We start from the raw sequence: 26565 nt of genomic DNA, 5'->3' as shown, positions 1-26565 counted from the left end.
CAATTGGCATTAACTATCAAGCACACTGTTGAGTTCTCAAGCAACCGACACGCACCGACTCCAACCCGTTTCCAGGCCTTCACTCGGGGCAACTTCTTAAACCTACCAGACCGGCTTCTTCGTTTCAAACCCGGGCGAACCGGGTCAAAACTGGAAGATCGGCTCCGTCCTTCGTCCTGGAGGCGCGAGGCGACCAGCTCGAGTTTCGGATTCCAGCCCCGGGAACAGCCACTTCGCGGCGGCTCCGAGGAGCTTCGCAGTGGTGTCTGTTTCTCCCTGCCGGGCTGACTTCGAGAACATTACGGGGACGTGAACCCCCAGGTCAACCTGGCCGGAGGTGACCCCGGTCACCGCCCCTCGGCACACCACGCAGCCACGCTCACCCACCCTCGACCGCGCCCCGGTACCTCTCCCCCAGCTCGCGCACCGCGTCGCGCAGCTCCTGGGGGCCGACCACCTCGAACGGCACGTCGAACATCCCGACCCACGCCGCGAGCCCGCGCCAGGACCACGAGCCGGCGACCAGGCGGGACCGGTCGGGGCCGATCGCCTCGACGACACCCTGGTCGCCGACCCAGGGCGCGAGCACGTCGGCCCGCGCCTGCAGCACCACCTCGCCCTCGACGGGCCACCGGGGACGGGAGAAGACGTGCGCGACATACGCGGCGACGTCGGGCTCCTTGTCCCTGCCCTTCCGCTCCCGCTCGCCCCCAGCCTCCGAGCCCGCGCCCGGGGGCACCGCCGGGAGCTCCCGGGGCGCGAACCGGGGCCCCGTCGGGGTCCTCGGCGTCATGCGGTCGACGCGGAACGTGCGCCAGTCCTGGCGCTCGAGGTCCCACGCGACGAGGTACCAGCGTCCTCCCCACGTCACGAGGTGGTGGGGCTCGGCCCGCCGCGGGGGCCGGAAGGCCGCCTCGCCCGAGCCGAGCAGGGGCGAGGACCCGCCGTCGTAGTCGAAGCGCAGCACCTCGCGCGCCCGCACGGCGCTCCCCACCGCGACGAGCACGGCCTGGTCCACGACCGGCCTCGCCTCGTCCCGCGCAGACCGGACCGCGGTCACCTCGAGCGCGTCGATGCGTCCGCGCAGCCGCGCGGGCATGACCTGGCGGATGGTCGCGAGCGCACGGCGCGCAGGTTCCTCGATCCCGCCCACGTGGGTCGTCTGGAGGGCGACCGCGACCGCGACGGCCTGCTCGTCGTCGAACAGCAGGGGCGGGAGCTCGGCGCCCGCGTCGAGGCGGTACCCGCCGTCTGGCCCCTTGGTCGCGCGCACGGGGTAGCCGAGCTCGCGCAACCGGTCGACGTCGCGCCGCACGGTGCGTGGGCTGACGCGCAAGCGGTCGGCGAGGGCCTCCCCGGGCCAGTCCCGCCGGGCCTGGAGCAGGGAGAGCAGGGCGAGGAGCCGGGCCGATGTCTCGAGCATGCTCCCAGCGTCGCACGAGGTAGCGGACAGAACCTGACCGCTACCTCCGACAGGGTGGAGTCATCACCCACTCCTGGAGGACACCGTGATCCACACCCGCTCCCTCACGAAGGACTTCGTCGTGAGCCGCCACGAGACCGTGCACGCCGTGCGCGGGATCTCGCTCGACATCGAGCCGGGCGAGCTCGTCGCCGTCCTGGGCCCCAACGGGGCCGGCAAGACCACGACCCTGCGCATGCTCACGACGCTCATCGCGCCCACCGCGGGCAGCGCGACCGTCGCGGGGTACGACGTCGTCGCGCACCCCGCGCAGGTCCGTCACCACATCGGGTACGTCGGGCAGGGCAACGCCGCGGGCCACAACCAGCGCGCCGTCGACGAGCTCGTGACGCAGGGCGTCGTCTACGGCCTCGACCGTCGGTCCGCGCGGCGCCGCGCCGACGAGCTGTTCGAGGCGCTCGACCTGACCTCGCTGCGCACGCGCAAGGTCGCGGACCTCTCGGGCGGGCAGCGTCGGCGCCTCGACATCGCGATGGGCCTGGTCCACGCGCCCTCGCTCTTGTTCCTCGACGAGCCCTCGACCGGGCTCGACCCCCACAACCGCGCCAACCTGTGGGAGCACGTCCTGCGCATGCGGGCCGACGCGCTCACCCGGGCGGGCGACCCCATGACGATCGTCCTGACGACGCACTACCTCGACGAGGCCGACACCATGGCCGAGCGCGTCGTGGTCGTCGACCACGGCGAGGTCATCGCGGACGACACCGCGGAGGCGCTCAAGACGAACCTTGCCGGGGACCGCGTGGTCCTCGAGACCACGGTGCCCGACGACGGCGCTCGCCTCGCGCAGCTCGTCTCCCGCGCCGACGGGGTACGGGAGGTCGAGACCGACGAGACCCCGGCCCGCGGCACCCAGGTCACGGCACGGGTCACGGACGGCCCCGCGCTGCTCCCGGCCCTGCTGCGCGCAGCCGACCACGCGGGCATCACCGTGACCTCGGCCCAGGTCCACCGCCCGACGCTCGACGACGTGTTCCTCGCGCTGACCGGGCGCAGCCTGCGCGAGTCGGGCGCAGCAGACAAGACCAGCACCTCGGGCGCAGCAGACGCGGCCGGCCCCTCGGGCGGCGGCGACCCGTCGGTCGCCGCAGACCACGTCACCGCACGGACCAGCGAGGGCACCGCGCTCTCCGGGAAGGACGCAGCATGAGCACCGTCGACACCACGACCTCTCCGGCCCCGGCCGGCGGCGGGTCCGCCGGTCCCCCTCGGGCCGGCTCGGCCGGGAGCCGCCCCGGCGCGCGCCCCCGCGGCCGGCTCACCCACCTGGCCCGCGACACCAGCATCGTCCTGGTCCGTGAGCTGCGGCCCCTGCTCCACGACCCGTTCTCGGTCGTGTTCGGCCTGGTCCAGCCCCTCGTGTTCCTCGCACTGTTCGGGCCGCTGCTCGTCGGCACGCTCAGCGGGCAGGACGGCGGCGCGGCCGGGACGCTGGGTGGCAGCGTCTGGCAGTGGTTCGTGCCGTCGATCCTCGTCATGACCACGCTGTTCGGCACCTCGACCACGGGCGCGAACCTCCAGCAGGAGCTCAACACCGGGGCTCACGAGCGCATGCTCGTCTCACCGCTGTCCCGGCCGTCGCTGCTCGTGGGGCGCGCGCTCAAGGAGATGGTGCCGATCGCTGCGCAGTCGGTCGTGGTCGTCCTCGTGATGCTGCCGTTCGGGTTCGAGCTCTACCCCGTCGGCGCGGTGCTCGGGCTGCTCATGCTCGCGATCTTCGGCGTCGGGGTCGGGTCGCTCAGCTACGCCCTGGCCCTCGCGGTGCGCAAGCAGGAGTGGATGTTCTGGCTCGTGCAGCAGACGCTGCTCTTCCCGCTCATGATCCTGTCCGGCATGCTGCTGCCCCTCGAGACCGGGCCGGGATGGATGCGGGCCGCAGCCCACCTCAACCCCCTGACCTACCTGGTCGACGCCGAGCGCTCGCTGTTCGCGGGCGACCTGACCTCGTCGGCCGCCGCCTGGGGCTGGGTGGCCGCGGTGGTGACCGCCGGCGTCGGGCTCGCGGTGGGGATCCGGACCATGGTGCGCAGCACGGACTGACTCCTCCCACGGCTCTCCCAGGACGACGACGGGGTGGCACGCCCGCAGGCGTGCCACCCCGTCGTCGTCTCACCGGCCGTCGGCGTCGTCGCCGACCGGGTGTCAGGCGTGGTGGTCGGGCGTCAGGCGTACTGCTCGCGGAACGCGTCCGTGAGCGTGGGCCCGCCGTCGCCCAGGCGCCACACGCTCCACCCGTCGGCCGTCGCGGTCCCCGACACCGCGACCGCTGCCGCGTCCGGGTGACGGAAGCGGGCGCCGTCGGTCAGCTCGATGAAGCCGTCCGGGTACAGGACCGCCTCGAAGCGCTGCCCGCGACGCGGTCGCGACCAGACGAGCGAGACCGGGGTCCCGAAGGACCGGGCGAGCGAATGGAGGTCGGGGTCGTCGTCCGGGTCGTCGTCCAGGGGCGACGCGGGTGCGGGTGGCGGGGCCGGCACCAGGTCCTGACCCAGCGGGTCGATCGTGCTCAGGGCGTCGACCACGGGGACGTTCGCGGGTGGTTGGTAGGACAACGGGTCGTACGCGGGCTCCTCGGCCTGGTACGACTCGCGCGTCAGCACGGACTCCCGCGTCCGGATCGACTCGCGGGTCCTGATGGACTCGCGCGTCAGGATCGAGGACCGGCTGGGCGTGCGCGACGACAGGGCGTCGTCGGGCGGGCTCGAGTACGCCGACGACGACGAGTAGCGCCCCTGCTCCGAGGCCTCGTCCCCCGGGGGGCTCGCCAGCAGCGGGACGGGCGGGACCGTGAGCGGCTCGAGCGGGAGGCTGGGCACCGGCTCGGGGACGACGGGCGGGACGCTCAGCGCGAGGTCCGGGGCGACCGGGGGCGCGGGCACCGGGGGCGCCGGGAGCAGCGGTTCGAGGACGGGCTCGAGGCGTCCCGTCTCGGCCATCGAGCCCGCGGACGATCCGTAGACCGTCTCAGCGGCCTCGAGCTCCGTGCCGCGCCGACGGTCGGCGCGCGAGCGCTGCGTGACGATCGGCAGCTTGCCCGTCAGCGCGCGACCCACCGCGACGCCCTCCGCGAAGTCGGCCGTCGCCGCCGCGGACCGGTTCCCGACCGCGGGGCGGGGCGGTGCCGCAGGGACCGTCGAGCGCGACCGGCGCTCGGGGACCAGGGGCGAGACGTCGACGAACCGGCGGCCGTCGGCGCCGTGCATGACCCCGAGCTTGAGGACCGAGACCGACGACCCCGGCTGGCGCAGGAAGTCGAGGGCGTCCACGATCCCGTCCTCCGCGCTCGAGCAGATGACGATCAGTCGAGCCCCCGTGGCGCGCGACGTCGCCTGCGAGCGGGTCAGCGGGACGTTGTCGTAGAACGTCGAGACGTCCTGCTGGAAGCGCCCCGCACCCCCGGCGTAGCGGCTCGCGAGCTCCGCGCGCGTGAGCTGACCGGCCCGGCCCGCATGGTTCATGGCACGGGTGAGCGTCTCCTCGGTCAGCTCGGCGACGACCTCGATGACCACGGGCAGCCCGGCCGCGTCGAGAGCCAGGAGGTGCGGCTCGTCGACCGACGAGCCCTGCCGCACGGGGAAGATCTGCTCGCCGAGCAGGCCGTCGAGGTGGCCGTCGACCACGCGCTGCGCGACCGTGCCGAACCCCCCACCCGCCGGCTGCGACGGGCGGACGAGAACTGGACGCTCGGCGTCCACCTCGAAGAGGGGCATCGTGGTCTCCTGCGACTTGTGACACGGCTCGTAACGCGGCCTCGAACGCTGCCCGGGACGGCGGCGTTGCCGCATAGCCTACGACGCCCGTGAGTGCACGCCGTAAACGCCGGTTTCACCCTGTGGGACGCCGGCGATGCTCGACGCTCAGTCGCGCGCGAGACGCTCCTCGACACGCTCGACCTTACCCGTCAGCTCCCCCGTGTGACCTGGGCGGATGTCCGCCTTGAGGACGAGCGAGACCCGCTGCCCGCCCGCGCCGACGGCCTCGGTCGCACGCTTGACCACGTCCATGACTTCATCCCATTCACCCTCGATCTCGGTGAACATCGACGTCGTCCGGTTCGGCAGACCCGAGGCGCGGACGATGCGGACTGCCTCGGCGACGGAGTCCGTAACGGACTCGCCGGCACCGAGCGGGGCGACGGAGAAAGCGAAGATGGCCATGCGTCCATCATGCCGCGTCCTGCCGGCGGGCCGGACTCCCCCGGCCGGGACCTGCCCGTCGCATCTTCTGACAGGCCCGGGGGCGCGCCGTAGCGTGGTCGCATGGTCACCAGACGCAGCACGCAGACGGTCGGGGACGACGCGGTCGTGGCCGCGACGGGGCAGCCCCGGGCAGCCTGGTTCGAGCTCCTCGACGCGCAGGGCGCGACCGGGTGGACGCACACCCGGATCGCGACCTGGCTCGTCGAGGACCAGGGGGTCGACGCGTGGTGGGCGCAGTCGCTCACCGTCGCGTACGAGCAGGAGCGCGGGATGCGCGCGCCCGGGCAGCGGGCCGACGGCACGTTCGACGTCTCGGTCTCCAGGACCGTGGACGCGACGCCCGCGGCGGTCTACACCCTCGTGTCCGACGACGGCGCCCGCGCCGCGTGGTTGGCTCCCGCTCTGGCGGAGGTCGGGGTCGCAGGCGACCTGGACGTCGTCGGGCGGACGATCGACCGGTCGGTGCGGCTGCGCTGGCCCAATGAGGCCGTGGGCGGGGCGACCGGGCGCGCGCGCCGCGTGCTCCTGACCTTCGACGCGGCGAACCCGGGCGTGGCCGGTGGGTCCCGGACCCGGGTCGCGGTGAGCTACTCGGGGGTGCCGACGGTCGACGAGGTCGCACCGCTCAAGGAGTTCTGGAAGGGCCGGCTCGACGCGCTCGCGGCGCTGGTCTGAGGGGCTCCCTCCCCGAAGGTGGGGCGCGGCTCGCCGTCGTGCGGGCACGGCGCGCGCCGTGGACGGGTCGTCGGCCCTCGGGTGCGGGCTCGCCGCGCCGAGCGTCCCCCGCTGCACGTAGCGTGGGCCTCATGCGAATCGGAGCACACGTCGACCAGGCCGACGCCGTCAACCAGGCACGAGAGATCGGCGCCGACCAGGTCCAGGTCTTCCTGGGCGACCCGCAGGGCTGGAAGGGCGCCGAGTTCACCTACCCGGGCGGGGCCGAGGCCCTGCGCGCGGACGCCGCGGCAGCGGACCTCGACGTCTACGTGCACGCGCCGTACGTCATCAACGTCGCGAGCACCAACAACCGCATCCGTATCCCGAGCCGCAAGTCGCTCCAGAAGATCGTCGACGGCGCAGCCGAGATCGGCGCCAAGGGCGTGATCGTGCACGGCGGCCACGTGACCGCGAACGACGACGTCGCGGTCGGCTACGACAACTGGCGCAAGGCGATCGACGCGCTCGACGCCAAGGTCCCCGTCCTGATCGAGAACACCGCGGGCGGGGCCAAGTCGATGGCCCGCACGATCGAGAGCATCGGGCGGCTGTGGGACGCGATCGGGGCGGCGGAGGGTGGCGACCAGGTCGGCTTCACGCTCGACACGTGCCACGCCTGGGCGGGCGGGATCGACCTGAGCACCGCAGCGGACCAGGTCCGCGCCGTGACGGGCCGGATCGACCTGGTGCACGCGAACGACAGCCGGGACACGTTCGGCTCGGGGGCGGACCGCCACGCGCACTTCGGCGACGGGCTCGTCCCGCCCGACGAGCTGGTCGCGGTCGTCGCCTCGGCCGGGGCGCCCGTGATCTGCGAGACGCACGGCGACATGGGCCCGGACATCGCCTGGTTGCGCTCGCGCCTGGGCTGAGAGGCCCGACGGCGCAGCTCGCCCGGGTGGCCGGGTGCGGTGGGCGTCGGCCGAGCATGCGGAGGGCGTCCGTTCTCGGGTCGAGAACGAACGCCCAGCGCATGTCCGGCGAGAGGTCAGCCCGTGTTCTGCAGGCCGGCCGCGACGCCGTTGACCGTGAGCAGCAGCAGGTGCTGCAGACCGTCCTTGTACTCGCCCTCGGCGCCCGAGCGCAGGCCACGCAGCGCGCGCAGCTGGAGCAGCGAGAGCGCGTCGACGTACGGGCTGCGCAGCTGGACCGCGCGGCCCAGGACGCGGCGGCCGGCCAGCGGCCACTCGCTGCCCGAGATCTTGAGGACCCACTCGCGCGTCAGGCGCAGCTCCTCGAGGATCTTCTCGGCCAGGTCGTCGCGGTCGCCGAGCGCGAGGTAGCGCTCCGCGATCCGCTCGTCGGCCTTGGCGAGCGACATCTCGACGTTGTCGATGAGCGTCGCGAACAGCGGCCAGTCGCGGTGCGCCTCGCGCAGCCGCTCGAGGTCGCCGAACTCGCGGAGCGAGGTGCCCAGGCCGTACCAGCCAGCGAGGTTGATGCGGGCCTGCGACCACGAGAAGACCCACGGGATCGCGCGCAGGTCCTCGAGCGACTCGACCGACAGGCCGCGGCGGGCCGGGCGCGAGCCGATCGGCAGCAGGCCGACCTCCTCGAGCGGGGTCACCTCGGAGAACCACTGCGGGAACCCCTCGCTGCGGACCAGCGCGTGGAAGTGCTCGCGCGACGACGAGTCGAGCGCGGCGGCCACGTCGGCGAAGCGCGCGGTGGCCTCGGCGTTGCGGCGCTCGACCGACGGCGCGGAGGCGAGCAGCGTCGCGGCCGCGACCTGCTCGATGTGCCGGGCGGCGATCGTCGCGTCGCCGTAGCGGGCCGTGATGACCTCGCCCTGCTCGGTCAGCTTGAAGCGGCCGTCGACCGAGCCCGGGGGCTGGGCCAGGACCGCGCGGTTCGCGGGGCCGCCGCCACGCCCGAGCGCGCCGCCGCGGCCGTGGAACAGCGTCAGGTTGATCTCGTGGCGCTGCGCCCACTCGGCGATGCGGCTCTGCGCCGAGTGCAGAGCGAGCGTGGCCGAGACCGGGCCGACGTCCTTGGAGGAGTCCGAGTAGCCGAGCATGACCTCGACCTTGCGGCCGTTCTCGGCGAGCCGGCGCTGGACCTGGGGCAGCTCGAGCGAGGCCTCGAGGATCTCGACGCTCGCCTCGAGGTCGGCGAAGGTCTCGAACAGGGGGATCGCGTCGATCACCGGGGCGTCGTCCGCGCCGTCGAACGCGTGCTCGGCGAGCTGGTAGACCGCGGCCAGGTGCTCGGGCTTCTGCGTGAACGAGACGATGTAGCGGCGCGCGGCACGGATGCCGTAGCGCTGCTGGATCGAGCCGATCGCGCGGTAGGTGTCGAGGACCTCGCGCGTGCGGTCGGACAGCTGGCCGTGCACGCCGTGCTCCGCGATCTCCGCGAGGGCTGCCTCGTGGACCTGCGAGTGCTGACGGACCTCGAGCTCGGCCAGGTGGAACCCGAAGGTCTGGACCTGCCACACAAGCTGCTGCAGGTCTCCGTAGGCCGCGCGGGGAGCGCCCGCCGCGATGAGCGAGTCCTGGACGACCTTGAGGTCGGCCTCGAGCTGCTCGGGCGTCTGGTAGGCGAGGTCGGCGTCGCGCAGGCGCGTCGCCGCGACGCGGCGGGCCACGACGAGCATGACCGCACGGTGCGGCTCGCTGGGCGACTCGGACGCGGCCTCGGCCGTGATGGCCTCGGAGAGCTGACGCTGCTTCTGCCACAGCGAGCGCAGGCCGTCGGAGGCGGGCGTGCCGTGCTCGTCGAGCGTGAGCGTGCGCCCGATCCGCTGGGCGGCCTGCTCGAGGGCCCGGAGCGCGTGGTCGGCCGCGATGGCCGCGGCCTGCCGCGTGGTCTCTGCCGTGACGTTCGGGTTGCCGTCGCGGTCGCCACCGATCCAGGTGCCCAGGCGCACGAACGGTGCGGCGAGCGGGCGGTCGTGACCTGCCTTGTCCGCCAGGAGCCAGTCGTCGAGGCGACGGTAGACGGTGGGGAACACCGAGAAGAGGGTCGCGTCGAACACGCTCATCGCGGTGCGGACCTCGTCGAGCGGGGTGGGCTTCGCGGCGCGGATCGGGGACGTGCGCCACAGGCCGTCGATCTCGGCGAGGAGCTTGCGCTCGTTCTCCGCGAGCGACGCGCCGCCGGCCGGCAGGCCGTCGCGCTCGGTCAGCAGCGCGGACAGGCGGCGGATCGAGGCGGACACGGCCCGACGGCGGGCCTCGGTCGGGTGGGCCGTGAGGACCGGGCGGAACTCGAGCCGCTGGAGCCGGGCGAGCGCCTCGGAGTGACCGACCTCGTCCGCGAGCTGCGTGAAGGCCTCGGGCAGCGTGTCGTCGACCACGGACGGGGCCAGCTCGGCCTCGCGGTCGTGCAGGACGCGCACCCGGTGGTGCTCCTCGGCGAGGTTCGCCAGGTGGAAGTAGACCGTGAACGCGCGGGCGACCTGCTCGGCGCGCTCGTGGCTGAAGCTCTCGACGAGGCGTTCGGCCTCCTCGAGCGCGGCGTCGGCGTGCTCGCCGTACGCGCGGATCGAGAGCTCGCGCAGGTGCTCGACGTCGTCGAGCAGCGCGGGGTCCCCCGTCTCCGTCAGGACCGTGCCGAGCAGTCGGCCGAGGAGGCGGACGTCGTCACGCAGCGGCGCCGGGACCTCGTGCCGGGCGCCCGTGCGGCCGTTGCCGTCGGTGGATTCGGGGGGAAGGTTGTCGCTCACAGGTCGGAAGCCTAAGTGCTCCGGGTCCCGGCGCGTCCATGCGTCTGCCTGATGGTCGGTCCTCGGCGGAGCCGGGCGACCACGATCGGCCTCCTCCGGGCCGCGCGGACGACCGCCCGCCTCGCTGGGGCGGGCGGTCGCCCGGCACTCATCAGCTCCAGCTGCCGGAACCGCCTCCCGTGCCCAGCAGGACCGCGAGCCCCCCTGCCTGGATGTTGCCCAGGAGGTTCGAGCTGCCGTCGAAGAAGTTCACGTTGAAGTAGACCGGTGTCGCGTTGAACTGGAAGCTCACCGTGTCGCGGTAGAGCCGCTCGATGTCGTCCGTGTAGACGTCGCCCCAGAAGCCACCGCCGCCGAGCCCTCCGACACCGCCGGCGTTGCCGACGAACTGGTGCTGGGTCCCGGTGATGTCCACCGTGATCCGGTAGTAGAAGATCAGGCCGACGACCGTTCCCGTGGCCGGGTAGGACGTACGGGTGGCCCTCAACGTCGCCACCGCGGCGTCGATCTTCTCCTGGTCGAGCACGTCCTTCACGGACGCCTCGAAGTCCGACACGATCGTGTCGATGTCCACCGTGGTCTCGCTCATGACATTCCCCTGTTCGTCTGCGTTCGTCCGTACGCTCGGGACGCCGCGCGTCCCTGCCGTCGGAAGGTCGCAGACAGACGGAGGCCGTGACGAACGACCCCCGTCGCGAACGTCGACGCGACCCGGCTCACCGTGCGGAACTCACCCCTGCGGCTGTGGAGCCACCGAACGGGGACCTGGGGCCCGCACCGAGCGCGTCAGCCTCCCCGTGCTTCCAGGGTGACACCGCGGCCCCCGGCGCACCGGCCGGGGAAGGGTGAAATCCCCGGGCAGCACGACGCCCGGGCGAGGAGACCTCGCCCGGGCGCGTGACGTCGTCGGGAAGGGCCGTGACGGCCCTCCCCACACCGGGTCAGTCCGTGTACGCGCCCTGCCACACCGTGTCGAACGGCGCGTGCGAGCTCACGCGCGCCTCGATCGCCTCGGTGACCATCTGCTTCGCGACGCCCACGGCGCGCTCGACGTCGTTGCCCTTGGCGAGCTCCGCGGTGATCGCCGCGGCGAACGTGCAGCCCGCGCCGCTCACGCGCTCCTCGCCCACCTTGGGGACGGAGAAGACCGTGATCTCCTGGCCGTCGAACAGGACGTCGACGGCGTCCGGGCCGGGCAGCTCGACGCCGCCCTTGACGACGACGAAGTCCGGGCCCAGCGCGTGGATGCGCTCGGCGGCCTCGACCAGGTCGTCGACGGACTCGATCGTGTCCATGCCGGACAGGATCTTGGCCTCGAACACGTTCGGGGTGATGACCGTGGCGAACGGCAGGATCTTCTCGCGCAGCGCGGTGTCGGTGTCGAGGGCCGCGCCCGGCTCCTGGCCCTTGCAGATCAGGACCGGGTCGAGGACCACGTGGTGCCAGCGCTGGCTCGCGAGCGACTCGGCCACCACGTCGATCGTCGCGGGCGTGCCGAGCATGCCGATCTTCACGACGTCGAGGTCGTACGTGCTGGTCGCGGCCTCGAACTGGTCCGCGATGACCTGCGGCTCGACCGGGACGAACCGGTGGCCCCAGTCGTTCTTCGGGTCGAACGACACGATGCACGTCAGGGTCCCGACGCCGTAGACGCCCAGCTCCTGGAACGTCTTGAGGTCGGCCTGGATGCCGGCTCCCCCGGTGGCTTCCGATCCGGCGATGACGTACGCGAGGTTGACCATGGTGCTGCCTGTGTCCTTCGAGAAAGGTGTGGTGGGCCCGGGCCGAGCCCCCGGGAAAGCCTACGCCGCGCAGGCCCGTCGACACCCGGCAGCACCCGTCACCGCCCCGGCCGCACCACCTCGGCCTCGTACGCGAGGATCACGAGCTGGACGCGGTTCGTGAGCCCCACCTTGGTCAGCAGCGAGCGCACGTGGCTCTTGACGGTCGCCTCCGAGAGGAACAGCTCGTCCCCGATCTCCTTGTTGGACAGGCCGCGCGCGACGGCCAGGAGCACCTCGCGCTCGCGCGGGGTCGCGAGCTCGAGCCCCGACGCGCCGCCGGGGGCGCTCGCGACGCCCGAGCCCGCGTGCCAGTCGGAGAGCTCGACGTAGCGCTCGATGATCCGTCGCGTGACGCCGGGGTCGAGCAGGCTGTCGCCCGCGCGCACCCGGTGGACCGCGCTCACGAGCGACTCGGGGTCGGCGTCCTTGAGCAGGAACCCCGCGGCCCCGGCCCGCAGCGCGCCGTAGACGTACTCGTCGTCGTCGAACGTCGTCAGGACGAGCGTGCGCACGCCCGCGAGCGCCGGGTCCGCGGAGATCTGGGCCGCTGCGTCGATCCCGTTCAGGTGGGGCATGCGCACGTCCATGAGGACGACGTCGGGCAGCAGAGCACGTGCCATGCGGACGCCCTGGACGCCGTCGGCGGCCTCGCCCACGACCGTGATGTCGGGCTCGTTGTCGAGGATCATGCGCAACCCGAGGCGGATGGTCGCCTGGTCGTCGACCACGACGACGCGCACGGGCTCGCTGAACGGCCGGCTCTCGGCGACGACGTGCAGGGGCACGGGGCCCGGTGGGCGCCCGGGGGGCGCGGCGCCGTCCGGGAGGGGGGACGGGACGGGGCTGTGGCTCATGGGGTCTCCCGGGGCAGGACGGCCTGGACGCGCCAGCCGCCGCTCTGGTCGGGTCCTGCGGACAGGGTGCCGCCGCAGGACAGGGCTCGTTCGCGCATGTTCAGCAGGCCGTTGCCGCCGTGCAGGTCGGGGTTGTCGGGCAGCGGGGGCCCGGGGTCGCGGACGGCCACGCGCACGTACCCGGGCGTCGCGACGACCACGAGGCTCAGGCGCGGGGCGAGCGAGTGCAGCAGCACGTTGGTCAGTCCCTCCTGGGCGATGCGCACGACGGCGAGGCTCACCTCGGGCCGCAGGTCGCCCAGGTCGTCGGGCAGGTCGAGCTCGACGTCCCGGCCGGCCTCGGTCAGGCGCGCGGCCGCGGCCCGGACGTCGTCGAGCGCGGGGGCGGGTGCGAGCTCGAGCGCGTCCCCGGTCTCGCGGCGCAGCACGTGCACGACCGAGCGCATCGAGGTCAGCGCCTTCTTGCCCTCCTCGGCGATCCAGGTGACCGCCTCGGCGGGGGCCTGGGGCTGGTTGGGCGCGACGCGGTCCGCGGCCTGCGCCCGGACGACGATCGCGGACATGTGGTGCGCGACGACGTCGTGCAGCTCGCGGGCGATGCGCGTGCGCTCGGCGTGCACGGCCTGCTGGGCGAGCACCCCCTGCAGGGCCGTGAGCTCCTCGTTGCGCTCGCGCAGGGCCTCGCCCGTCACGGCGATGCGCCGGACCATCCACCCGAGCGCCACGGCCGCGAGCGCCAGGGCGACCGTGGTCAGGATCCCCGAGGGCGACGACCAGCCCACGACCTGCCAGTACCCGTCCCAGTGCTCACTGCTCATGTGCAGCGACCAGCCCGACAAGACGACACCGATCGCCGCGAGCGGAGGGGGGACCGCTCCCTGGCGGGTCGCGCCGAAGCCCGCCACCAGGAGCGGGACGAGATGGAACTGGTTGCTCAGGGCGTCGTCCTGGAACAGCGGGTAGAACACCGCGGTGACCCAGAAGACCCCACCGGGCGCGACCCTTCTCAGGGCCAGCGTCAGGACGAGCCAGGCACCGGTCCACCAGTACGACCGGATGTCCCGAGGCATCCAGTAGTCCCCCTGGTACATGAACCAGACTCCCCCGAACCAGACCAGCCCGACCGCGAGCGCGACGAGGAGGTCCTGGGCCCACTCGGGCGCACGGCGGGTCGGTTGCACGTCCTCACCGTATCCAGGGGGGCCGTCGCGGCGAGTCCGCCCTGGGGCTGGTGTCCGACGACGACGCGTCCGCCCCGGGGACGAACGCGCCCGGGCGGGACGCGCCCTGCGGACAGGGCGAGGACGGCCCCGGGGGGCGATGCCCCGGGCAGGGCCGCGCGGCGAGGGTCGAGACATGACCTTCGACGTCCCTCCCCCGCCCTCTTTCCCCGCCGGCTCCCGGCCCGTGCCGCCGGCCGCTGCTGCACCGACGAGCGCTGTGCCGTCAGGTCCTTCGCCGACGGCGCCGACCGACCCCGTGCCGGCCTTCGACACGCTCGTGCCCGACCCGCCCGCGGCGTCCTCGCGCCCGTCCGCCCGGGGCGGGCGCGCACGACCCGGTCGTACCTGGCCGTCCGGTCGCTCGTCGGCGGGCTCGGCCCGTCGACGCCGGACTCCCGCGGACCGCGTGTACGCCGCCGTGGTCGTCGCCGCGCTCGTCGCGTGCGGGGTCTCGGCGTACCGGCTCCTGGCCCCCGACGCCCTGTCGTCCGGGGCCGTCTCCGGGGTCGGCCCTGGCGCAGGGGCGGCGCCGGGCACGACCGGGGAGGCGGACGGGTCGCGGGCCGAGGCTCCCGCGACCGGCCTCGACCCCGAGCTGCTCCGCCGGTTCGAGCAGGCGCAGGCGCTCGCGGCCGAGGACGGGATCGAGCTGACCCTCGTCTCCGGGTGGCGGTCGGCCGAGGAGCAGGCGCAGGTCGTCGAGGACGTGGTCCGCAAGCGCGGCTCGCTCGAGGAGGCCAAGCGGTGGGTCCTGCCGCCCGAGGCCTCGGCGCACGTGGCGGGCACGGCGATCGACGTCGGGGCGACCGACGGCGCCCTGTGGCTCGGCGAGCACGGCGCGGACCTGGGCCTGTGCCGGACCTACGCGAACGAGATGTGGCACTTCGAGGCGGTCATCGAGCCCGGCGGGACGTGCCCCGAGATGCACGAGGACTCGCGCGTGGGCTGGGAGTGACGCGGCCCGGCACGGTCGGTGCGCGGCGTGTCCGGACCCGGCCCGGTCAGGAGGCGTCGGGACGGGGCCCGTCGGTGGGCGCGGGGCGCCCCTCGCCGGTCGGCGTGGACCCGCCGGCCGCGACCGCGGTCGGTGGCTCGGGGGCGGCCAGCATCTCGGGCGCGCTGCGCACCAGGAGCCACACGGGCAGGATCGCGATGCACAGCAGCGGCAGGACGCCCACGTCGCCCACGACTGCGACCGCGACGAACAGCGCGACCCACCCGTCGCGTCCCACCGCGAGCACGACCCCGAGCACCCCGCTCGCGATCGCGAGCCCCAGGGGGACGCCCGGCAGCGCCGCGTTGACCACGACCCCGGCCGCGACCCCGATGAACACCGCGGGGAAGATCCGGCCACCCCGGAACCCCGCGGCCGCGGCGATCACGAGCGCCACGAGCTTGATCGCGAAGATGAGCACGAGGTTCCACGTCGAGAAGTCGGCACGCTGCTGGACGAGCTCGAAGGACTGCTCGGACCCCTTGAACAGCGTGAGCGGCCCGCCGATCGCCCCCAGGACGCCCAGCACCACGCCGCCGAGCGTCACGTAGAGCACGGGGTTGCGCATCGAGTGGAAGAACCGGTGCACGTGCGGGAACGCGACGACCCCGAGCAGCGCGAGGCCCGCCGCGGCGGTCGCGATCAGGAGCGACGTGCCCACGTCGCCGATGTCCGGGACACCGAGGTCGGGCAGGTCCATCGCGGCGAACGGCCGCCCGAACGCGTCCATGGTGATGGCGCCCGCACCCGCCGAGACGAGCGGCAGGAACAACCGGTCGAACAGCGGGCCGCCGCTGCGGAAGCCCGCGACGACCCCCGTGAACACGAGCGCGGCCGCGACGGGGGTGCCGAACAGCGCGCCGATCGTCGCCGACGCCGCGAGCATCACGACGAGGTCCGTGGGGACCTTGGGCCACAGCCGCGCGACGACGGCCACGAGCAGCGCGGTGTTGATCGCGATGATCGGGTTCTCCGGGCCCAGGCTCACGCCGCCGGCCAGCCCCAGGACCGTGACGACCACGAGGCTCGGCAGGACCCGCAGCGGCAGCGGCGGCGCGATGAGCTCGGTCGTCGCCGAGTCCCGCCCGCCGTGCCCCGGCACGAGCCACACGACGAGCCCCACGAGCAGGCCCGCCCCGGTCAGCATGATGAAGATCCACCAGCGCGCGTCGGGATCCACGCCCAGCGCGCCCGGCAGGTCGGTCCACAGGACGTCCTCGACCGCTGCGGACGCCTCGTCGAGCGCCCTGAGCACGACCGCCGCGACGATCCCGATCAGCACGGCCGGGAGCGAGAGCTCGAGCAGCGTGCGGAGCGCGGGGGCGCCGGGCGGGGTGGGGGCAGCGGACGTCCCGGAGGGCGTGGCTGACGCGTCGTCGTCCCGGTCGGGCATGCGCCCAGCGTGGCACGCAGGGCGCGAGCGCGCCCGGGGAGGACCATGGCCAGGACGGCGTCGAGGAGGCCCGACGACGGCGCATCAGCCCCCGGGCTGAACTCACCCCGCGCGGACCGCACCCTGGGGTCGGGGCGCGAGCCGCCGTCGGGCCGATGTCCCCACCCCCTCCCCTTGGGAGGGTCGAGACGTGACCCTCCGCAACGACGCGCGCACCGCGCAGAGCCGCCGGCCCGCCTGGGCCGCGCCCTGGCCCGACGCGGCCACCCGCGCTGCGGCCGCCCCCGTCGCCCCGTCGATCGACCGGCGCCGCGCACGCCTCGTGACCTACGGGCTCGTCCTCGCTCTCCTGTTCACCGCAGCCGCCGAGGCCGAGCTGTGGCCGCTCACGGCGTACCGGCTCTTCAGCGAGGTGCGCACGGGCACGACGGTGAGCCTCGACCTCGTGGCCGCGACCGCCGAGGGGGACGTCGTCGTGCAGCCGGGCGACCGCGTCGGCCCCCTCACCACCACGACCCGCCAGTACCAGGACCTCGCGGCGGCCACTCCCGGCAGGCGCCACGAGATGGTGACGGCCTGGCTGGGGCTGGCCGGGATCGACCCCCGGACCGTGCGCTCGGTGCGGCTCGAGCGCACCGAGCGCACCCTGCCCGCGGGGGCCGACGAGTGGGTCGAGCGGTCGCGCGAGACCGTCCTGGAGGTCACGCCGTGAGCGGCGCCGCAGGGTCGTCGCTGCGCCGGGCCGCGCTCGCCGTCGACCGGGCGCTGCTCGCCCCCGGCCCCGCGTACCGGCTGGTCGAGGTCCGCACGCTGCTCGCGCTCGTGATCGGGCTGCGCCTGGCCACGCGCGACTGGACCGCGATCACCCGGCGCCCCGCGGCGCTCACCGACCACGGCAACGTCATGGGCTGGCTGACCCTGCCCCCGCCCGCGTGGCTGCTCGTCATGGTCCAGGTCGCGGGGCTCGTGGGCGTCGCGCTCGTCGTCGTGCGCCGCAGGGGGCGCGCCGGCCTGGTGCTCGCGTGGTGCGCGTACACCGCTCTCGCCGCCCTGTGGGGCAGCTCGGGCAAGGTGCTGCACAACGACGTCCTGACCGTCACGGTCGCGGTCGCGCTGCTGTTCGCCGCCGATCCGCCCCGCCCCGCGCACACCGCGCCGCGGGCCCCCGCCTGGGGATGGCCGCCGCGTGCGGCACTCGCGACCCTCGCCACGGTGTACTTCCTGACCGGCGCGCAGAAGCTGCGGCACAGCGGCACCGAGTGGGTCTTCAGCGACAACATGTCCTGGGTGCTGCGCCAGGGAGCCGGCGGGTCCCCGTTCGGCACACGGTGGGTCCAGACCGTCGCGGACCAGCCCGTGCTCACGCAGGCGCTCGCGGGCGGGGCGCTCGCGCTCGAGCTCACGGCTCCCGTGTGGCTCGCGATCCGGGTCGCGCGGATCCCGTTCGTGCTCGCGGTCGCCGCGATGCACGGCAGCATCTGGGCATTCCTCGGGCTGGACTACTCGGCATGGGTCCTGACGGCGGCCGCGGTCGCGGTGCCGCTCGCGCTGCGGCCCGACCGGCGGCTGCTGCGTGGTGTGCTCGGGGCCGGGGGCGCCGACCCGGACGTGCCCGACGGGGCGCCCGACGACGAGAAGCGGCTGACGGGGGCCACGGTGCGTCCGTGACCCCCGTCAGCCGCTTCTCGTGCTGCGGGCGGTGGTGCTTCTGGTGGTGCTCCTGGATCGGTGGGGCGTTCAGCCGGCACGGCGCAGCCGTGCCCCGAGGGCGTAGGCCCCGACGACCGTCGCCGCGGCGACCAGGACGACGTCCTTGAGCACGTACTGCCCCAGGAGCGTCATGCCCGAGCCGAACAGCTCGTCGAAGAACAGGACCGTCGGGGCGAGGATGCCCACGAACGCGCCGGCCATGACCACGAGCCCCGCGCGCAGCAGGTATCCCGTGACGAGCGTGATCCCGATGAAGCACTCGACGACCGCCGTGCCGATCACCGCGACCGGGCCGTGGACCAGGCCGAGGGTCAGGGTGTCGATCGTGCGCTCGGCGACGACCTCGGCCGGGCTGGCCCCGGGGAAGAGCTTCAGGACCCCGAAGCCCAGGAAGACCAGGCCCAGGGCGACGCGCAGCGCCGGGACGGACCAGCGGGTCAGGACACGAGCGAGGGCGTCGACGGCGCCGCTCAGGTGGGTGGAGACGGAGCCACGGCGGGAGATCGCCTGGCCGTCGACGGAGAGGGTGGACATGGACGTGCCTTTCTGGATGTGGAGGGGTTCCGGCGCCTCGTCGTCGGGCGCACATCCAGAAGGAGACCCTGCACCGGGTGAGTGATGCGGGTCACACCGCGTTTCACCCGGTCGGCCCGGCTACTGGCCGAACATCTGCGCGAACGAGGGCACGCCGTCGAACATGCCCGTCGTGGTGCGCGGGTCGCGGGCCGCGACCGTGCCCGCGAGCTCCTTGGCCGCCTTGCGGATGCGGGCCGGGAGCGGGCCGGCGTCGTGCGTGCTGTCGCCTTCGGCGGCCCAGTCGTCCGTGGCCGCGAAGACCGACGTCGTCGCGACGTCCGCGTGCAGGTACGTGAACAGCGGGCGCATCGAGTACTCGACGGCCAGCGAGTGGCGCGACGTGCCGCCCGTGGCGCCCAGCAGCACCGGCATGCCCTGGAGCGAGTCCTTGTCGAGGATGTCGACGAAGGACTTGAAGAGCCCCGAGTACGTGGTCGTGAACAGCGGGGTGACCAGGACGAGCGCGTCGGCGCCCGTGACCTTCTCGATCACCTCGGCGAGGTCGCCGCTCGCGAAGCCCGTGAGCATCGCGTCGGTGATGGCGTGGGCGACGTCGCGCAGCTCGACCGTCGTGACCTCGGCGGTCACGCCCAGGTCGCCGAGCTCGGCCACGGTCGCGGCGGAGAGACGGTCGGCGAGCAGGCGGGTCGAGGACGGCTGGCCGAGGCCGGCGGAGATCGCGACGATCTGGCGAGCGGTCATGAGGTGGTGCTCCTGGTTCGTGAGGGTTCTTCGAGTGTGCCGCACGGTGCGTGCGGCGGGTGGTGCATGGTGCTCTCGTGGCCTGCCGGGTGGTGCTGGGAGCCGGGCCGCCCCTGGCCACAAGGGCGGCCCGGCCGCCCGGGTCTCCCCGGGCGGGTGGTCGGTCAGAGTCCGAACGCGGAGCCCTTGCGGGACGTACCCTCGGCAGCCTCTGCCGCCTGGATGTCGTCCTCTGCGGTCTTGCCCGTCCAGTGGTCGGCGGCCGCGACGACCTGCTCCGCGATCTTGCCCTCGGCGCGTGCCTTCGCGACGCGCTGGGCGTGGCTCGGCGGGTCGCTCGGGACGTGGGCGGGGCGCTTGGCCTCCATCTCCTTGCGGAGCACGGGGACGACCTCGCCGGCCAGCAGGTCGATCTGCTCGAGGACCGTCTTGAGCGGCAGGCCCGCGTGGTCCATGAGGAAGAGCTGACGCTGGTAGTCGCCGACGTGCTCGCGCATGGCGCCGTAGCGGTCGATGACCTCCTGCGGGCTGCCCACGGTCAGCGGGGTCTGCGCGGAGAAGTCCTCGAGCGACGGGCCGTGCCCGTAGACGGGCGCGTTGTCGAAGTAGGGCCGGAACTCGCGCACGGCGTCCTGGGAGTTCTTGCGCATGAAGACCTGGCCGCCGAGCCCGACGATCGCCTGGTCGGCCTGGCCGTGGCCGTAGTGCTCGAAGCGCTGACGGTAGTACCGGACCATCTGCTGGGTGTGGCTGATGGGCCAGAAGATGTTGTTGTGGAAGAAGCCGTCACCGTAGTAGGCGGCCTGCTCGGCGATCTCCGGGGTACGGATCGAGCCGTGCCACACGAAGGGCGCGACGCCGTCGAGCGGGCGCGGCGTGGCCGTGAAGCCCTGGAGGGGCGTGCGGTACTTGCCCTGCCAGTCCACGACCTCCTCCTCCCAGAGGCGGCGCAGCAGCGCGTAGTTCTCGATCGCGAGGTTGACGCCCTCACGGATGTCCTTGCCGAACCACGGGTAGACGGGGCCGGTGTTGCCGCGGCCCATCATGAGGTCCATGCGACCGTCCGAGATGACCTGGAGCATCGCGTAGTCCTCGGCGATCTTCACCGGGTCGTTCGTGGTGATGAGCGTCGTGGAGGTCGACAGGATGATGTTCTTCGTCTGCCCGGCGAGGTAGCCGAGCATCGTCGTGGGGGACGACGGGACGAACGGGGGGTTGTGGTGCTCACCCGTGGCGAACACGTCGAGGCCGGCCTCGTCCGCGTGCTTGGCGATGGTGAGCATGGACCGCACGCGCTCGGTGTCGTTGGGCGTGCGACCGGTGACGGGGTCGGTGGTGACGTCGCCGACGGTGAAGATTCCGAACTGCATGGGGGTTGCTCCCTCGTCCTACAAGTTGATGCATTTGCATGTACTTGGAGGAGAACCGGGAGGGTGCCCGGGTTATTCCCCGGAGATCGAGGTGTCGTGGGTCACGCGCTGCGGACTCGTCGTCGACCAGTTGTCAGAACGGGGCCGGGGTATGCCCCGGCCCAGCTCTGACAACGGATCGGGTGTCCGCGCGCGCCCGACGCCGGAGCGCACCCGGGGCGCTCGGGTGCGCTCCGGCGTCGGGCAGGCAGGACCCCACACACCGGGCGAGAGCGCCTGGCGGACGTCCCCTACGCCGGTCGTGGCGCGTACATGATGACCGCGACGCCCACGAGGCACAGCAGCGCACCGGTCACGTCCCAGCGGTCGGGCCGGAAGCCGTCGACCGCCATGCCCCACACCAGCGAGCCCGCGACGAACACTCCCCCGTACGCCGCGAGGATCCGCCCGAAGCTCGCGTCGGGCTGGAGCGTCGCGAAGAACCCGTAGAGCCCCAGCGCGACGATTCCCGCCCCGATCCAGACCCACCCCTTGTGCTCGCGGACGCCCTGCCAGATCAGCCACGCGCCACCGATCTCGAAGAGCGCAGCGGCGCCGAAGAGCAGGATCGAGCGCAGGACGGTCATGTGGTCTCCTCGGGACGGACGGGTGCAGCGGGACCGCAGCGGCGGCGCCGTGCGGCGCACCACATCATCGCGCGCGCCGGGCGCCGCGAGGGCGCCGCGGGGGCGCCGCGGCGGGTCACCGCCGGGCCTCCCCAGAAGGCCCCCGCCCCTGACGTTCTGCACAGCCCCCTCCCAGGGACCCGGGCCAGACTGGCACGAGCCCCCATCTCCCCGAGGACCGGAGACCCGATGCCCGACACCACGCACCCCGCTGCGACCGTCCGTCGCGCCCGATTCATCGACGTGCCCGGCGTCGCCCGGCTGCTCACGACCGACCACCCCGTGGTCGACCTCGACGGCGACGGGCGCCCCGACACCCCGGTCGACCCCGAGCAGCTCTCGTCCGCGACGCGCCTGGTCCTGGGCCACGGGATCCTCGAGCAGGGCGAGATCTGGGTCGCCGAGGACGCTGACGGTCTCCTGGCCACGACCGTGTGGCTGCCGCCCGAGGTCCCCGCGTTCGAGGACGAGCTCCGCGAGGTCCTGGTCCGCGAGGTCGGCGTCGACCCGCTCGACGAGCCGGCCGACGACGAGCCGGTCCGCGTCGCGACCCGTCAGGCGCTCGGCATCGCGCAGTCCGCGATCGCCGACGCGCTCGACGCCGTCCGCCCGCGCCTCGTCCTCGTCGCGTCGGCCGTGGCGCCCGACATCGAGGGCGCGGAGCGGGTCGACACGCTGCGCCGGCTCGTCGACGCGCCCGCGAGCGCCCGGCACTCCCCGGACGGCTCACCGGTCGAGGGCCCCTTGTTCACCGCGATCGTCGACCCGGCGCGCGTCGAGGGGATGCGCTCGATCGGGTTCGTCGAGCACCGCAGCGTCGAGCTCGAGCCGCACGGGACCCTGTGGATCGGCGTGCGGGCCTGAGGGCCCACGCGCGGACCGGCCTACGCGACCGCGGCGACCGCGAGCGTCCCGGCGACCACGGCGAGAGGCGCGAGGACGAGTCCCTGGCGCACGAGCGGCCACCAGCCGACCTCGCGGAAGCCCATCCAGTGGCGTGAGCACTGGACCCACCAGAGCACGGTCGCGACCGAGGCCCACGGCGTGACGAGCGGGCCGGCATCGACCCCGACGAGGAGCGCCGCGAGCCGCGCCGGGTCGCCCGCCGCAGCAGGTTCGAGCGCGAGGTAGGCGGGCAGGTTGTTGACCGCGTTGGCCGCGACCGCTCCCGCCCCGGCGACCTGCAGCAGGTCCCCGGTCCCGGTCCCGGTCCCCGCGAACCGGGCGAGCAGGTCGCCGAGCCCGTGGACCTGCCAGGCCTCGACCGCCACGAAGAGCGACGCGACGACCAGCACGGTCCGCCACGGCACGAGCTCCCCGACGGGGGCCACGAGGTCGCGCCGCCGCACGAGCGTCACGGTGAGCAGCACGCCGGCCCCTCCCAGGGCGACGACCGCCACGGGCAGCCCGACGGCGAAGCACACCCCGAGCGCGACCGTCACCAGGGCGGCGAGCGGCAGGAGCACGGGGTCTCGCTCGGCGGTCGGCGCGGATGCCTCGAACGTCCCGCGCAGGTCCCGGTGGTGGGCCACGAGCAGGTAGAGGACCGTCACGGCGATCACGACCAGGGCGGGCAGCCACATCGTCGCGGTGTACGAGGTGCCGGGCTCGAGCCGCGCGTAGCGGTGGGCCGCGAGCAGGTTCGTCAGGTTGGAGACGGGCAGCAGCAAGGACGCGGTGTTGGCGAGCGCGAGGACCGTGAGCGCGAAGGGCAGCGGCCTGCTCCCCGTACGTCGCGCGAGGGTCAGGACCACGGGCGTGACGAGCACGGCGGTGGTGTCGAGCGAGAGCACGATCGTGCACACGCACGCGAGCAGGACCACGAGGCCCCACAGTCGCAGCCGACTCCCTCGGGCGAGCAGGACCGCCCAGGAGGCTGCGGCGTCGAACAGGCCCGCGGCAGCGCACATCTCCGCGACGACGGTGATCGCGACGAGGAACAGCAGGATCGGCCCGACCCGTTCGGCGAGCTCCTCGGCCGCGTCGAGCGGGAGCCACCCCACGGCGACGACCAGCGCGGCCAGCGCGACGGCGACCGCCCACAGCGGCACCCGCACGCGGCGACCGACCATGCGCTCCTCCGTCCCGGTACCCAGCCACTCGCCCAGCCCGCGCACGCGGGCCCCCGCTACCCGACGAGCGGCTCGGTCACTATCGCACGCGCCCAGCCGTCTGCCGTGGGCGTCGCTGGCTTTCGTCCCGGGTGCACAGCGGGCAGAGTCGGAGGTATGACGGACGCGACGCGGTTGCTGGTGCTGGGCGGGACGGAGTTCGTGGGTCGGGCGGTCGTCGACGACGCCCTGGCCCGCGGCTGGGACGTCACCATGTTCCACCGGGGCACGCGCGACGCCCCGCCCGGGGTGCGGGACCTGCGCGGCGATCGCTCCGCCGTCGGGGGCCTGGACGCCCTGGCCGAGGGCGAGTGGGACGTCGCGGTCGACACGTGGTCGTGGGCGCCGAGCGCGGTGCGCGACGCCGCGCGCCTGCTCGACGACCACGTGGGCCGGTACGTTTACGTGTCGAGCCGGTCGGTCTACACGTACCCGACGGGCGCGGGCCTCGGCGAGGACGCGCCCCTCGTGGAGGCCTCGCCCGACGACGGCGCCGACGTCGACTACGCGCGCGCCAAGCGCGGCGGCGAGCTGGCCGTCGAGGAGTCGTTCGGGCACCGCGCGATCCTCGCGCGGGCGGGCCTGGTCCTGGGGCCGTGGGAGAACGTCGGGCGCCTGCCGTGGTGGTTGCAGCGCGTCGCGCGCGGCGGGACCGTGCTCGCCCCGGGGCCGCGCGAGCTGCCCCTGCAGTACGTCGACGCGCGCGACCTCGCGGCGTTCGTGCTCGACGCGACCGAGCAGGGCCTGAGCGGGCCGTTCAACGTCGTGAGCCCCAGCGGGCACGCGACCATGGGCGAGCTGCTCGACGCGTGCGTGGCCGCGACGGGCTCCGACGCCGAGCTGCGCTGGACCGCGCCCGACGTGATCGAGGCCGCGGGCATCGCGCCCTGGACCGAGCTGCCCGTCTGGCTCCCGCCGGGCGAGCTGCACGACACCCTGCACCGCGGCGACGTGTCGCGCGCGGTCGCGGCGGGACTGCGCAACCGGCCCGTCGAGGAGACGGTCGCGGACACGTGGGCCTGGTTGCAGACCCAGCCCGACGGCGCCGCTCCCCAGCGCGCGGACCGCCCCCGGGTGGGGCTCGACCCGGACAAGGAGGCGCGGGCGCTCGCGCTCTGACGGCTTCGGCGCAGAGACCCCGGAGCGGCACCAGTTGCCGACGCCACGTTGGTATCCTTACCGACAAGGCGTCGGCAACCCGTGTCGACCCGGAAGGAGCACCATGTTTCTCGCGTGGCGCGAGCTGTCGTTCGCGCGCTCACGATTTGCCCTGATGGGGGGTGTCGTCGCGCTCGTGTCCGTGCTCGTCGTCCTCTTGTCGGGCCTGTCCTCGGGACTCGTCAACGACGGCGTGTCGGGCCTCAAGAAGCTCCCCGTCGCGGCCTTCGCGTTCGGCGCGGACACCTCCGTCGACTCGGCGTTCTCCCGCAGCACGGTCGACCGCGAGCAGGCCGAGCGCTGGGCCGCCCGCGACGACGTCGCCGACGCAGCACTGTTCGGCAACCAGCTCGTCAACGCCGAGGGCCCCGGCGGCGAGGCCGTCGACCTGGCACTCTTCGGCGTCGAGCCAGGGTCGTTCGTCGCGCCGTCCACGACCGACCTGGCCACCGGGGAGACCCTCGGGGACCCGCACGGGATCGTCGTCAGCGAGACAGTGGGCGACCTGGGCCTGGGTATCGGGGACACCGTGACGATCGAACGGCTGGGCACCGAGCTCACGATCGTCGGCGTGCTCGACGGGCAGCACACGTTCGGGCACGTCGACGTCGCCTACATCCCCCTGGCGACCTGGCAGGAGATCCACGCCGGCGCGACCGACGCCGCCGAGGTGCGACCCGAGGCGTACGACGAGGCGACCGCCGTCGCGCTCGCCCCCGTCGACGGCGCCGACCTCGACCTCGCGGCCGGTGACGCGGCCGCAGGCACCGCTGCCGTCTCGCTCACGGAGTCCTTCGACGGGTCACCGGGCTATGCGGCCGAGACGCTCACGCTCAACCTCATCCAGGTCTTCCTCTACGCGATCTCGGCCCTCGTCGTCGGTGCGTTCTTCACGGTCTGGACCATCCAGCGCAAGCACGAGATCGCGGTTGCCCGCGCCATGGGTGCCTCGACGTCGTACCTCGTGCGCGACGCCCTCGGCCAGGCGGCGGTGCTCCTCGTGGTGTCCACCGCGATCGGCATGGGCGCGGGCGTGGGCTTCGGCGCGCTGCTCACGTCGACCCCCATGCCGTTCGCCCTCGAGGCCGGGCCCCTCGCGCTCGCCGCGGTGCTGCTCGTCGGGCTCGGCCTCGCGGGCGCCGCTGCCTCGGTCGGCCGCATCGCCCACGTCGATCCCCTGACGGCTCTCGGAGGCCAACGATGACGCACCCCACCCAGCAGGTCTCGAGCACCTCGACCGCCACCCGGGCCGGGCTCGAGATCGACGGCGTGACCCTGACCCTCGGCGACGGCGACTCGACCGTCACCGCGCTCGACCACGTGCACCTCACGGTCGCCCCAGGAGAGCTGCTCGCCGTCCTGGGCCCCTCGGGCGCGGGCAAGTCCAGCCTGCTGGCGGTCGCCGGTGCGTTGACCCGGCCGACCTCGGGCTCTGTCCGCATCGACGGCACCGACGTCTCGGCGATGCCCTCGGCCGGCCAGGCCGCGCTCCGACGCGAGCGGATCGGCTTCGTGTTCCAGTCCGGCAACCTCCTGCCCGCGCTGACCGCCCTCGACCAGCTCCGGTTCGCGCTCCACGTCTCGGGCGGGAAGAACCGCGGACGCGACCCCCTGACCCTGCTCGAGCAGGTGGGCATGGGGCACAAGGCCGACCGACGACCCCACGAGCTCTCGGGTGGTGAGCGCCAGCGCGTAGGGATCGCGCGCGCTCTCGTCACGGCCCCCGCGCTGCTCCTCGTCGACGAGCCCACGGCGGCACTCGACCGCGCGCGCAGCCACGAGGTGGTCCGGCTGCTCGCGGCCGAGACCCACGACCACGGTGTCGCGACCGTCATGGTGACCCACGACCACGACGTGCTCGAGCACTGCGACCGCGTCGTCCACATGGAGGATGGGAGACTGAGCGCTTGATCCACGCTTCCCTGCCCCGGGCGGGGCAGGGAAGCCGCCGTGAGGAGA

General features: G+C 73.7%; 25 protein-coding genes. 11 read left to right on the top strand and 14 right to left on the bottom strand.

What is annotated here, in order from left to right:
* Positions 1-379 precede the first annotated feature (379 nt).
* Positions 380-1423, bottom strand: coding sequence for a YafY family protein (locus ASE27_RS19010; protein ID WP_056654370.1), 1044 nt, complete (start codon positions 1421-1423; stop codon positions 380-382).
* An 85-nt stretch (positions 1424-1508) separates the two neighbouring features.
* On the opposite strand from ASE27_RS19010, the gene ASE27_RS19005 reads away from it, so the two are divergent.
* Both ASE27_RS19005 and ASE27_RS19000 read left to right on the top strand, forming a co-directional pair.
* Entirely contained in the window at positions 1509-2633 is a 1125-nt protein-coding gene (locus ASE27_RS19005) for an ATP-binding cassette domain-containing protein (RefSeq protein WP_082609140.1), read from the top strand.
* Entirely contained in the window at positions 2630-3523 is an 894-nt protein-coding gene (locus tag ASE27_RS19000; RefSeq protein WP_082609139.1) for an ABC transporter permease, read from the top strand. Before ASE27_RS19005 ends, ASE27_RS19000 begins: the two co-directional genes overlap by 4 nt.
* 122 nt (positions 3524-3645) lie before the next feature.
* Here the strand turns inward: ASE27_RS19000 and ASE27_RS21035 are convergent, their stop codons facing one another.
* Together ASE27_RS21035 and ASE27_RS18990 are read right to left on the bottom strand one after the other, a co-directional pair.
* On the bottom strand, positions 3646-5193 hold the full coding sequence (locus tag ASE27_RS21035; RefSeq protein WP_056654366.1) for a DUF4357 domain-containing protein: 1548 nt from the start codon (positions 5191-5193) through the stop codon (positions 3646-3648).
* A 147-nt stretch (positions 5194-5340) separates the two neighbouring features.
* Positions 5341-5640, bottom strand: coding sequence for an MTH1187 family thiamine-binding protein (locus tag ASE27_RS18990; RefSeq protein ID WP_056654363.1), 300 nt, complete (start codon positions 5638-5640; stop codon positions 5341-5343).
* A 102-nt stretch (positions 5641-5742) separates the two neighbouring features.
* Here ASE27_RS18990 and ASE27_RS18985 point away from each other — a divergent pair, with 102 nt between their 5' ends.
* Positions 5743-6357 carry an SRPBCC family protein gene (locus tag ASE27_RS18985; protein ID WP_056654360.1) on the top strand — a complete coding sequence of 205 codons (615 nt, stop codon included), beginning with the start codon at positions 5743-5745 and terminating at the stop codon, positions 6355-6357.
* A gap of 131 nt (positions 6358-6488) precedes the next feature.
* The gene (locus tag ASE27_RS18980; protein WP_056654423.1) at positions 6489-7271 is read left to right on the top strand and encodes a deoxyribonuclease IV; all 783 of its coding nucleotides are present in this window, start codon (positions 6489-6491) and stop codon (positions 7269-7271) included.
* Between the two features lie 116 nt (positions 7272-7387).
* On the opposite strand, the gene ASE27_RS18975 is transcribed toward ASE27_RS18980, so the two are convergent.
* The 5 genes from ASE27_RS18975 to ASE27_RS18955 form a co-directional block, all read right to left on the bottom strand.
* On the bottom strand, positions 7388-10066 hold the full coding sequence (locus ASE27_RS18975) for a phosphoenolpyruvate carboxylase (RefSeq protein ID WP_056654357.1): 2679 nt from the start codon (positions 10064-10066) through the stop codon (positions 7388-7390).
* Between the two features lie 151 nt (positions 10067-10217).
* Positions 10218-10655 carry a VapA/VapB family virulence-associated protein gene (locus ASE27_RS18970; RefSeq protein WP_056654353.1) on the bottom strand — a complete coding sequence of 146 codons (438 nt, stop codon included), beginning with the start codon at positions 10653-10655 and terminating at the stop codon, positions 10218-10220.
* A 352-nt stretch (positions 10656-11007) separates the two neighbouring features.
* A complete protein-coding gene (thiD, locus tag ASE27_RS18965; RefSeq protein ID WP_056654349.1) occupies positions 11008-11808 on the bottom strand; it encodes a bifunctional hydroxymethylpyrimidine kinase/phosphomethylpyrimidine kinase in 801 nt (266 codons plus the stop codon).
* A 98-nt stretch (positions 11809-11906) separates the two neighbouring features.
* Positions 11907-12704, bottom strand: a complete 798-nt coding sequence (locus ASE27_RS18960; protein WP_082609138.1) for a response regulator transcription factor — start codon at positions 12702-12704, stop codon at positions 11907-11909.
* The gene (locus tag ASE27_RS18955) at positions 12701-13885 is read right to left on the bottom strand and encodes a sensor histidine kinase (RefSeq protein WP_056654345.1); all 1185 of its coding nucleotides are present in this window, start codon (positions 13883-13885) and stop codon (positions 12701-12703) included. The genes ASE27_RS18960 and ASE27_RS18955 overlap by 4 nt, the downstream gene beginning before the upstream one ends.
* A gap of 175 nt (positions 13886-14060) precedes the next feature.
* Between ASE27_RS18955 and ASE27_RS18950 the strand changes: the two genes are divergently transcribed.
* Positions 14061-14882, top strand: coding sequence for a M15 family metallopeptidase (locus ASE27_RS18950; RefSeq protein ID WP_162259246.1), 822 nt, complete (start codon positions 14061-14063; stop codon positions 14880-14882).
* 46 nt (positions 14883-14928) lie between these two features.
* Here the strand turns inward: ASE27_RS18950 and ASE27_RS18945 are convergent, their stop codons facing one another.
* The gene (locus tag ASE27_RS18945; protein ID WP_056654339.1) at positions 14929-16314 is read right to left on the bottom strand and encodes an ion channel protein; all 1386 of its coding nucleotides are present in this window, start codon (positions 16312-16314) and stop codon (positions 14929-14931) included.
* A gap of 190 nt (positions 16315-16504) precedes the next feature.
* On the opposite strand from ASE27_RS18945, the gene ASE27_RS18940 reads away from it, so the two are divergent.
* Together ASE27_RS18940 and ASE27_RS18935 are read left to right on the top strand one after the other, a co-directional pair.
* Positions 16505-17026 (top strand): hypothetical protein, encoded by a 522-nt coding sequence (locus ASE27_RS18940; RefSeq protein ID WP_056654336.1) that lies wholly within the window; start codon positions 16505-16507, stop codon positions 17024-17026.
* Complete coding sequence (locus tag ASE27_RS18935) at positions 17023-17982, top strand: hypothetical protein (protein WP_200955983.1); 960 nt, start codon at positions 17023-17025, stop codon at positions 17980-17982. Before ASE27_RS18940 ends, ASE27_RS18935 begins: the two co-directional genes overlap by 4 nt.
* Before the next feature lie 69 nt (positions 17983-18051).
* Here the strand turns inward: ASE27_RS18935 and ASE27_RS18930 are convergent, their stop codons facing one another.
* The 4 genes from ASE27_RS18930 to ASE27_RS18915 form a co-directional block, all read right to left on the bottom strand.
* The gene (locus ASE27_RS18930; protein ID WP_056654333.1) at positions 18052-18558 is read right to left on the bottom strand and encodes a DoxX family membrane protein; all 507 of its coding nucleotides are present in this window, start codon (positions 18556-18558) and stop codon (positions 18052-18054) included.
* Between the two features lie 120 nt (positions 18559-18678).
* On the bottom strand, positions 18679-19302 hold the full coding sequence (locus ASE27_RS18925) for an FMN reductase (protein ID WP_056654331.1): 624 nt from the start codon (positions 19300-19302) through the stop codon (positions 18679-18681).
* A gap of 164 nt (positions 19303-19466) precedes the next feature.
* A complete protein-coding gene (locus ASE27_RS18920) occupies positions 19467-20672 on the bottom strand; it encodes an LLM class flavin-dependent oxidoreductase (RefSeq protein ID WP_056654328.1) in 1206 nt (401 codons plus the stop codon).
* 290 nt (positions 20673-20962) lie between these two features.
* Complete coding sequence (locus ASE27_RS18915; RefSeq protein WP_056654325.1) at positions 20963-21298, bottom strand: YnfA family protein; 336 nt, start codon at positions 21296-21298, stop codon at positions 20963-20965.
* Between the two features lie 228 nt (positions 21299-21526).
* Between ASE27_RS18915 and ASE27_RS18910 the strand changes: the two genes are divergently transcribed.
* Complete coding sequence (locus tag ASE27_RS18910) at positions 21527-22201, top strand: hypothetical protein (RefSeq protein ID WP_056654322.1); 675 nt, start codon at positions 21527-21529, stop codon at positions 22199-22201.
* A gap of 20 nt (positions 22202-22221) precedes the next feature.
* Here ASE27_RS18910 and ASE27_RS18905 read toward each other — a convergent pair whose 3' ends face one another.
* The gene (locus tag ASE27_RS18905; RefSeq protein WP_056654417.1) at positions 22222-23409 is read right to left on the bottom strand and encodes an SLC13 family permease; all 1188 of its coding nucleotides are present in this window, start codon (positions 23407-23409) and stop codon (positions 22222-22224) included.
* A gap of 156 nt (positions 23410-23565) precedes the next feature.
* Here ASE27_RS18905 and ASE27_RS18900 point away from each other — a divergent pair, with 156 nt between their 5' ends.
* From ASE27_RS18900 to ASE27_RS18890, 3 genes are all read left to right on the top strand, one after another.
* Positions 23566-24567, top strand: coding sequence for an NAD-dependent epimerase/dehydratase family protein (locus tag ASE27_RS18900; protein WP_056654319.1), 1002 nt, complete (start codon positions 23566-23568; stop codon positions 24565-24567).
* 103 nt (positions 24568-24670) lie between these two features.
* Positions 24671-25810: an ABC transporter permease gene (locus ASE27_RS18895; protein WP_056654316.1), complete on the top strand. Its 1140-nt coding sequence runs from the start codon at positions 24671-24673 to the stop codon at positions 25808-25810.
* Positions 25807-26517, top strand: a complete 711-nt coding sequence (locus ASE27_RS18890; protein WP_056654314.1) for an ABC transporter ATP-binding protein — start codon at positions 25807-25809, stop codon at positions 26515-26517. Before ASE27_RS18895 ends, ASE27_RS18890 begins: the two co-directional genes overlap by 4 nt.
* Positions 26518-26565 lie beyond the last annotated feature (48 nt).

It is taken from the genome of Oerskovia sp. Root918 (assembly GCF_001428945.1).
In the GTDB taxonomy this organism is placed as follows: Bacteria; Actinomycetota; Actinomycetes; order Actinomycetales; family Cellulomonadaceae; genus Oerskovia; species Oerskovia enterophila.
The sequence above is the reverse complement of the archived record's forward strand: the minus strand, read 5'-3'. Positions and strand labels throughout refer to the sequence as shown.

Excerpts from the sequence above, each read along its gene's own strand:
- ASE27_RS19010 (WP_056654370.1), bottom strand. The coding sequence starts at position 1,423 with ATGCTCGAGACATCGGCCCGGCTCCTCGCCCTGCTCTCCCTGCTCCAG.
- ASE27_RS19000 (WP_082609139.1), top strand. The coding sequence starts at position 2,630 with ATGAGCACCGTCGACACCACGACCTCTCCGGCCCCGGCCGGCGGCGGG.
- ASE27_RS21035 (WP_056654366.1), bottom strand. The coding sequence starts at position 5,193 with ATGCCCCTCTTCGAGGTGGACGCCGAGCGTCCAGTTCTCGTCCGCCCG.
- ASE27_RS18990 (WP_056654363.1), bottom strand. The coding sequence starts at position 5,640 with ATGGCCATCTTCGCTTTCTCCGTCGCCCCGCTCGGTGCCGGCGAGTCC.
- ASE27_RS18985 (WP_056654360.1), top strand. The coding sequence starts at position 5,743 with ATGGTCACCAGACGCAGCACGCAGACGGTCGGGGACGACGCGGTCGTG.
- ASE27_RS18980 (WP_056654423.1), top strand. The coding sequence starts at position 6,489 with ATGCGAATCGGAGCACACGTCGACCAGGCCGACGCCGTCAACCAGGCA.
- ASE27_RS18970 (WP_056654353.1), bottom strand. The coding sequence starts at position 10,655 with ATGAGCGAGACCACGGTGGACATCGACACGATCGTGTCGGACTTCGAG.
- thiD (WP_056654349.1), bottom strand. The coding sequence starts at position 11,808 with ATGGTCAACCTCGCGTACGTCATCGCCGGATCGGAAGCCACCGGGGGA.
- ASE27_RS18960 (WP_082609138.1), bottom strand. The coding sequence starts at position 12,704 with ATGAGCCACAGCCCCGTCCCGTCCCCCCTCCCGGACGGCGCCGCGCCC.
- ASE27_RS18950 (WP_162259246.1), top strand. The coding sequence starts at position 14,061 with ATGACCTTCGACGTCCCTCCCCCGCCCTCTTTCCCCGCCGGCTCCCGG.
- ASE27_RS18945 (WP_056654339.1), bottom strand. The coding sequence starts at position 16,314 with ATGCCCGACCGGGACGACGACGCGTCAGCCACGCCCTCCGGGACGTCC.
- ASE27_RS18930 (WP_056654333.1), bottom strand. The coding sequence starts at position 18,558 with ATGTCCACCCTCTCCGTCGACGGCCAGGCGATCTCCCGCCGTGGCTCC.
- ASE27_RS18925 (WP_056654331.1), bottom strand. The coding sequence starts at position 19,302 with ATGACCGCTCGCCAGATCGTCGCGATCTCCGCCGGCCTCGGCCAGCCG.
- ASE27_RS18920 (WP_056654328.1), bottom strand. The coding sequence starts at position 20,672 with ATGCAGTTCGGAATCTTCACCGTCGGCGACGTCACCACCGACCCCGTC.
- ASE27_RS18915 (WP_056654325.1), bottom strand. The coding sequence starts at position 21,298 with ATGACCGTCCTGCGCTCGATCCTGCTCTTCGGCGCCGCTGCGCTCTTC.
- ASE27_RS18910 (WP_056654322.1), top strand. The coding sequence starts at position 21,527 with ATGCCCGACACCACGCACCCCGCTGCGACCGTCCGTCGCGCCCGATTC.
- ASE27_RS18905 (WP_056654417.1), bottom strand. The coding sequence starts at position 23,409 with ATGGTCGGTCGCCGCGTGCGGGTGCCGCTGTGGGCGGTCGCCGTCGCG.
- ASE27_RS18900 (WP_056654319.1), top strand. The coding sequence starts at position 23,566 with ATGACGGACGCGACGCGGTTGCTGGTGCTGGGCGGGACGGAGTTCGTG.
- ASE27_RS18895 (WP_056654316.1), top strand. The coding sequence starts at position 24,671 with ATGTTTCTCGCGTGGCGCGAGCTGTCGTTCGCGCGCTCACGATTTGCC.
- ASE27_RS18890 (WP_056654314.1), top strand. The coding sequence starts at position 25,807 with ATGACGCACCCCACCCAGCAGGTCTCGAGCACCTCGACCGCCACCCGG.